6 protein-coding genes and 1 pseudogene are annotated in these 7009 nt (G+C 67.0%); 3 read left to right on the forward strand and 4 right to left on the reverse strand.

Annotated elements, in window-relative coordinates; translation table 11 throughout:
• The 3 genes from ACOJSF_RS03960 to ACOJSF_RS03970 form a co-directional block, all read right to left on the reverse strand.
• Positions 1–910, reverse strand: a 910-nt coding sequence (locus ACOJSF_RS03960; protein WP_420140932.1) for an MFS transporter, incomplete at its 3' end; no start/stop codon positions are given.
• A gap of 40 nt (positions 911–950) precedes the next feature.
• Complete coding sequence (locus ACOJSF_RS03965) at positions 951–3158, reverse strand: alpha-amylase family protein (protein ID WP_420140927.1); 2208 nt, start codon at positions 3156–3158, stop codon at positions 951–953.
• Between the two features lie 45 nt (positions 3159–3203).
• The gene (locus tag ACOJSF_RS03970) at positions 3204–3626 is read right to left on the reverse strand and encodes a response regulator (RefSeq protein WP_420140928.1); all 423 of its coding nucleotides are present in this window, start codon (positions 3624–3626) and stop codon (positions 3204–3206) included.
• Between the two features lie 85 nt (positions 3627–3711).
• Between ACOJSF_RS03970 and ACOJSF_RS03975 the strand changes: the two genes are divergently transcribed.
• The 3 genes and pseudogenes from ACOJSF_RS03975 to rsmD all read left to right on the forward strand — a co-directional run bounded on the left by ACOJSF_RS03975 (position 3712) and on the right by rsmD (position 6250).
• Positions 3712–4974 carry a dicarboxylate/amino acid:cation symporter gene (locus ACOJSF_RS03975; protein ID WP_420140929.1) on the forward strand — a complete coding sequence of 421 codons (1263 nt, stop codon included), beginning with the start codon at positions 3712–3714 and terminating at the stop codon, positions 4972–4974.
• An 11-nt stretch (positions 4975–4985) separates the two neighbouring features.
• A pseudogene (locus tag ACOJSF_RS03980) lies at positions 4986–5699 on the forward strand (pseudouridine synthase); the annotation flags it as partial.
• Complete coding sequence (rsmD, locus tag ACOJSF_RS03985; RefSeq protein WP_420140930.1) at positions 5696–6250, forward strand: 16S rRNA (guanine(966)-N(2))-methyltransferase RsmD; 555 nt, start codon at positions 5696–5698, stop codon at positions 6248–6250. The pseudogene ACOJSF_RS03980 and the gene rsmD, both read left to right, overlap by 4 nt.
• Here rsmD and ACOJSF_RS03990 read toward each other — a convergent pair.
• Positions 6210–7009: MFS transporter (locus tag ACOJSF_RS03990; protein ID WP_420140931.1), on the reverse strand; the 800-nt coding region annotated here is incomplete at its 5' end. The two genes, rsmD and ACOJSF_RS03990, sit on opposite strands and share 41 nt — an antisense overlap.

A 7009-nucleotide genomic window follows, 5' to 3' on the forward strand; every position in this document is an offset into this window, starting at 1 on the left:
CCAGCCGGGCGTAGAGGACACCGCCGACGAACACGCCGATCAGCAGCGCCCAGAAACCGACGCCGACGTCGTAGATCGCGATCTCGTCCTTGGAGAAGCCGAGATCGTTGAACAGCAGCCGCAGCGTGAGGTTAGCGAGCGTATCGCCAATCTTGTGGAGCAGAATGAACGCCAGCACGAGGAAGGCACCCTGTCGGCGGAAAAATTCGACGAACGGCCCCTGGATCGACACCCAGACCTCGCGCACGCCGCGCCGCGCCGTCGGCTCGCGATGACGATCGGGCTCGCCCAATACCAAAGCCGCGACCATCGCCGGCAGGGCGAAGACCGCGCAGATCAAATAGCCCGCCGACCAGCCGATGCCGAGCCGCGCCGGATCGGCCGCGAACAGGGCCAGCGACCCGGCGGCGGCGGCGCCGATCCGCCAGCCATACTGGCTCATGCCCGATCCGACGCCGAGCTGCTCGGGCTTCAGCGATTCGATCCGGTAGGCGTCGATCACAATGTCAAAGGTCGCGCCGGCCAATCCGACCAGAACAGCCGCCACCGCCGTCGCCGGCAGGCTGGTGCGCGGGTCCACCAGCGCGAGGTTGCACACGGCGGCCATCACCAGCACGCCCGCCAGCAGCATCCACGACACGCGCTGCCCCAGCCGCCCTAGACCCGGCAGGCGTACGCCGTCGACCACCCACGCCCACAGGGGCTTCAGGTTGTAGACCAGGAAGGCGAGGCTGAACGCCGTAACCGCCTTCTTGTCGATCCCCGCTTCGGCCAGCCGGCTGGTCAGCGTCGCGCCGATCATCGCGTAGGGGAAGCCCGACGACATGCCGAGGAACAGCGCGGCAAGCGGCGCCGGCTCCAGATAGGGCCTGATCGCTGCTGCCCAGCCGCGCCGCTCGTCCATCGCCATTCCGTCCCCCGTCATGGGCGCGACGCTAGCGGGGCACGCGTCAAACCTCCAGCGCCACCGCCTCATATTCGCCGACGGCAGGCACGGTGAAGCGCACGCTGGCACCCTCCTGCCGTACGTCGATCGGCGTGCCCGCGCGCAACAGGGTCGCACGGCGGATCGGACGTGGATCGGGAAGGGTCAGCCGCACCGCCTGCGCGCCCAATGTAGGCATGGCGCGCGCGGCGTTCGCGCGGAACGCCGGCTGGGTATGATTGACGAGATGGACGGTATAGCCAGGCTCGGTCACCCAGGCGGAACATTCGATCAGCCCCTCGCCATCGATCGCCAGCGACGGCGCAGGCACCATCCACGCGAAGGCGTTGCGCACCAGATCGCCGAGATCGTTGGCGCCCGTCCGCCAGTAGCCCGCCTCGATATCCTCCGACAGGTGGACCAGCTTCGCCCCGCCGCGCTCACGCGCGACGACGGTCGGAATGTCGGTCTTCGGCTGGGTCGGATAGACGCCTTCGGGCGGATACCAGACGTAGGGCGGTACATGGGTCAGGATCGGCGGGCCGTCGGCGCTGATCGGCGCGCGACAGCTCGATCCCTGAATCCAGTTCGTGTCGGTAAACCCCCTGGTCAGCGGATGGTCGCGCTCGATCCGCTGGATCGAGGGGGAACCGGCAAAGGCCGGGCGCCGTCCGACCGGCCCGCGTCCGTAGGTCTCGCGCGGGCCGGCGCGCCGCATTCCGAACAGGCCGGCGAACGGCGTCTCGGCGCGCGACCGCCCTTCCTCGTCATAAAGCCCCGTCTCGAACGTCGTCAGGACCGATCCACCGGATGCAGCATAGGCCTTCACCCCGGCAACCTCGGCGTCGCTCATCACCGCGATATTGGGCAGGATCAGCGCCTTGTAACGGCGGAGCAGCGCACGGTCGGTCAGGTCGCGTTCCAGCACGACATCGAACGGCAGCCGCGCCTCCGTCAGCAGCAGGTACATACCCTGCGCCGCGTCGAGCGCATCGGTGCCGTCGGGCGCCTTGTAGAGCCGGTTGGATCGCTGCGAGACCACCAACGCAACGTCAACGATCGAAGCCTTGTTGTGGAAATGCGCTTCGTTGGCGGCCGCCCAGGCAAGCACCTCGCGGCCGACCTTCTGCCAGCGGCGATCCTCGACGAAGCCCTGGTGGAAGCCGAGCCAGTGATATTGGACGGTCCCGCCTGCCATCATTGTCTGGAACATGCGTGAGCGGACCTCGGCCGGATTGCCGGCGACGTTGCGCCAGCGCGTATCGCCCGCAATCTCGTAGGAAGCGGTGATGTTGCTGACCGGCCGATCGCGCATGATCGCGCGGCCGATCCGCGTCTGCTGGCTGGCATCCCACGTCGGGCTGCCGATGTTTCCGCGCCCCTGATTGTCCGCCATGAACCACGGCGCGTTATCCGCCAGTTCGGCCAGATCGAGGTCGCCGCCGCGAAAGCCCCCGCCCAGATTGCCCGTGAAGACCAGCCCCGGACGCACCTGCGCACACAGCGCAGTGTAGCTCTTCCACAGCTCGACCGCGCGTTTCTGGAACGCGTCGCGATAGGCCTCCGAATGCGGATCGCCGATCTTTCGACAGACAGGGCAGTAACAGACGACCACATCGGGGCTGGGCCAGCCGTTGGAATAGATGCCGTCGATGGGATAGCGCGTGATCACCTCGCGAAACAGGCGCGGCACGACGTCGGTATAGTAAGACGTGAACTGACAGGTCGGCGCAAATTCGTCGCTGACCGCGGGATCGTTGGTGGATCCCACCAGCGAACGGCGGACCAGCTTGCCGTCTTCCGTCCGGCAAAACCATTCCGGATGCGTCTCCGCGAGCGCGCTCTTGGCGATGTCGATGCTGAAGCGTCCCATCACCCGGATGCCGCGCTTCTTCGCGGCGGCGACGCATTCGCCGAACAGGTCGCGCCCGTTGAGCCAACGGCTGACCGGCACCTCCTTGATCGCCGTGGGGTAGAAAGCGACGACATTGGTTCCGCTGAGGAACGTCACCTGCGCCTTGGCCGAGGCAAGATAGTCGGCCCATGCCTCGACATCGAAGTTCTCAGGATCGCGTTCGTTGAAGTTGATCTGGACGACGCGCTTCATCCGCTGGTGCCATGCATCGCGCGGATAGCTGAGCCCGGCCTTCCGGGGCGCCGCACCGGCGGCGGTCGCGACGCCGCTGGCAAGCGCGCCCGCGATCAGCGTGAATTGGCGGCGATTGGCATCCACTATATTTCTCCTCGCCTGACGGCGGGAGCAGGCCTAGCCGCTAAACTATTGGCTGAACAACGTAAAACCACGTGGTACGCGCTTGGCCTTGCGACCCGAAAGCACTGCTTCGACCGTGCCGATCGTGTCGAGCAGGTCGCGCTGGCTATATGGCTTGCTCAACAATCCGATTGCCTGGCAACAGGCGTTTTCGGGCTTCGCGCCCGTTACGAAGACCAGCGGCACGCCGCGCTCGCGCGCGATCGCCGCCACGTCGCGGCCGTTGCCCCCGTCCGACAGATTGAGGTCCGCAAGCACGAGATCGGTCTCGCTGGTGATCGAGGCGATCGCGTCGGGCACGGTGTCCACGGTCGCGATCACCTCATACCCCGCGCTGCGCAGAAAATGCTCGTTGTCAAATGCGACGAGCGGCTCGTCCTCGACGATGACGATGCGCTTGATAACCCGCTCAAGCTTGCCGAACAGCATCGATCCGCCACTCCCCGCTTCGCTCCGCGGGGCTTGACGGGCCGCCGCTTTCACCCGACCACCGCCCGACCCCCAGGAGACCGGCGTGGCCAAACGGATTACCTTCTACATCCTCATTGCGATGATCCTGGGAATCATCGTCGGTTTTGTCATCAATGTCAGTATCGCCGATAAAACCGTGGTCGCAACGATCACGGACGTGCTTTCGATCCTGACCGGTCTGTTTTTGAAACTGATCAAGATGATTATCGCGCCGTTGGTCTTCGCGACCTTGGCCGGCGGCATCGCGCACATGGGCGACAGCACGGCGCTGGGCCGGATGGGCGTACGGGCGATCGGGTGGTTCCTGCTCGCCAGCTTCGTCAGTCTGACGCTCGGCCTGCTGTTCGTGAACATCGTTCAGCCGGGCGTCGGCCTCAACCTGCCGCTGCCCGACAGCCACGCCGCCGCCATCGTCGACAAGCCGCCTTTCTTATTCAAGGATTTCGTCCTCGATCTGGTGCCGGCCTCGATCGTGGAGGCGATGGCCAAGAACTCGGTCCTGCAGATCGTGATCGCCGCCACCTTCGTCGGCGTCGCCGCGACCGCGCTGGGCGAGCGCGCCGACCCCGTGGTGAAGGTGCTCGACGCTGTCACGCAGCTGATGCTGCAGATCACCGATTATGTCATGCGGCTGGCCCCGCTCGCCGTCTTCGCCGCCGTGACCACCGCCGTGGCCAAGGAGGGCCTCGGGATCCTCCTCACCTTCGGCTATTTCATGGGCGGCTTCTACGTCGCGCTGATCGTGCTGTGGCTGTTCCTGTTCGGGGTCGCATTCGTGGCGGTTGGCGCACGGGCGAAGGATCTGTTCCGCTACATCCGCGAGCCTTTCCTGATCGCCTTCTCGACCGCTTCGTCCGAGGCCGCTTTTCCGCGCACGCTGGAGGCGCTGGAGCGGTTCGGGGTTCCACCCCGCGTCGCGGGCTTCGTCCTGCCGCTCGGCTATTCGTTCAACCTCGATGGGTCGATGATGTATTGCAGCTTCGCGGTGATGTTCATCGCGCAGGCTTACGGGATCGAATTGTCCTTGGGGCAGCAGATCGTGATGCTCCTGCTGCTGATGGTCACCTCCAAGGGCATTGCGAGCGTGCCGCGCGCCAGCCTCGTCGTGATCGCCTCAACCCTGCACTTTTTCGACATACCGGAGGCCGGACTGCTGCTCATCATCGCCGTCGACCAGGTCCTCGACATGGGCCGTTCGGGCACCAACGTCGTGGGCAATGCCGTCGCTTCCACCTTGGTCGCCAAGTGGGAAGGCGTGCTTCGCCCCTCCACCTCCCCCCATATCGAGCCTTTGCCCACGCCATGAGCCGCGAACCCCAGAGAATTGCCAAACTGCTCGCGCGCGCCGGTGTCGCGTCCCGCCGCGAGGTGGAACGGATGATCGAGGCGCGCCGCGTCGCGATCGACGGCAAGGCGATCGAGACGCCCGCGACGATCGTCACCTCGCTCCACGGCGTCACGGTCGACGGCAAGCCGGTCCAGGCCCCCGCCCCCGCGCGCCTGTTCCTGTTCCACAAGCCGGCGGGCCTGCTGACGACCGAGCGCGACCCAAGGGGGCGCCCGACCATCTACGATCGTTTGCCGCGCGATCTGCCGCGCGTGGTCCCGGTCGGCCGGCTCGACCTGAATACCGAGGGGCTGCTGCTGCTCACCACCGACGGCGGGCTCAAGCGCCAACTGGAGCTGCCGGCGACGGGCGTGGAGCGCACCTATCGGGCGCGCGCCTTCGGAACGGTGACGCAGAGCCAGCTTGAGGACCTGATCGACGGGATCGAGATAGACGGCATCCGCTACGGATCGATCGATGCCAACATGGAACGCCGCACGGGCGCCAACGTGTGGATCGAAATGCGCCTGCGCGAAGGCAAGAATCGTGAGGTGCGGCGCGTGCTCGAACATCTCGGCCTCACGGTTAGCCGCCTGATCCGCACCGCCTACGGACCGTTCGTGCTCGGCGACATGCCGGCGGGCAGCGTCGGCGAGGTGCGGCAGCACGATCTCGTCCAGTTCCGCAAGACGCTGAAGGCGTGAGGATCATCGCGGGGAAATGGCGGGGACGGACGCTCGCCACGCCGAAGGGCGACACCACCCGTCCGACCGGCGACCGCACGCGCGAAGCACTGTTCTCGATGCTTGCCAGCCGGCTCGGCTCGTTCGATGGGCTGGCCGTCGCCGACATCTTCGCCGGCACGGGCGCGCTCGGACTGGAGGCGCTGTCGCGTGGCGCGGCCACCTGCACCTTCGTCGACGAGGATGCGCAGGCGGTGAAGGTTCTCCGCGCCAACATCGCCAAGCTCGAGGCGGACGCCGACGTGATCCCGTCGGCGGTTTCCGCGCTCGGCCCGGCGCGGCGCGCGCATGATTTGCTGCTGTTCGACCCGCCATATCGGTCGGGCGGCGCGGGCGCGCTGATCGAGCGGCTGACCCGCCTGGGCTGGGCCGCGCCGGGCGCGTGGGCGAGCGTCGAGACGCATCGCGAGGAGACGGTGACCGCCGCCGGCTGGGTGGTCGAGGCCGAGAAGAGCTACGGCCTGCCCAAGCTCACCGTCTTGCGCCGAGCGCCAGAAGCGCAACCAGACTGATCACCGCGAGCCCGCTGCAATAGAGGCCGACCAGCGCCAGCCCGCCCGACCCCGCCAGCGCCTGTGCCGCGAACGGGGTAAGCCCGCCGCCGAGAATGCCCGCGAGATTGAACGCCATCGACACGCCGGTGTAGCGCACCAGCGGGGGATAGAGGCTCGGCAGCCAGCCGCCGAGCGGGCCGTAGGTGAAGCCCATGACGAACAGGGCGACGCTGAGGAAGGCGAACATGCCCCATAGCGAGCCCGATCCCATCAGCGGCGCGACCAGGAAACCCAGCAGGATCGCGGCGACGCAGCCGCCGATCAGAACGCGGCGTTCATCCCAATGCCGGTCCGCCGCCCACGCCGCGAGCACGATGCCAACGCCCATCAGCAGGATCGCGCCCAGCTGGACGCTCAACATCTGCTCCATCGTGAAGCCGAGATTCTTGACCCCGTAGCCGAGCGCGAAGGCGGTCGCGAGATAGTAGAGCACGAAGCAGGCGACCGCGCCCAGCGTCCCACCGACGAGCGGGCCCAATTCGGTCTGGATCAGCGTGGCGAGCGGGATCTTGGGCGGCTCCGCCTCGGCCAGCGCGGCGGCGAATTGCGGCGTCTCGGCCAGCTTCAGCCGGATCCACAAGCCGACCGCGACCAGCAAGGCGGAGACCGCGAAGGGAATGCGCCAGCCCCAGTCGCGAAACTGATCGGGCGTCAGGATGAGCCCGAGGATCAGGAAGAAGCCATTGGCCGCGAGGAAGCCCGCCGGCGCGCCGAGTT

Origin of the sequence: Sphingomonas sp. (assembly GCF_048594985.1) — a bacterium.
GTDB lineage: Bacteria > Pseudomonadota > Alphaproteobacteria > Sphingomonadales > Sphingomonadaceae > Sphingomonas_I.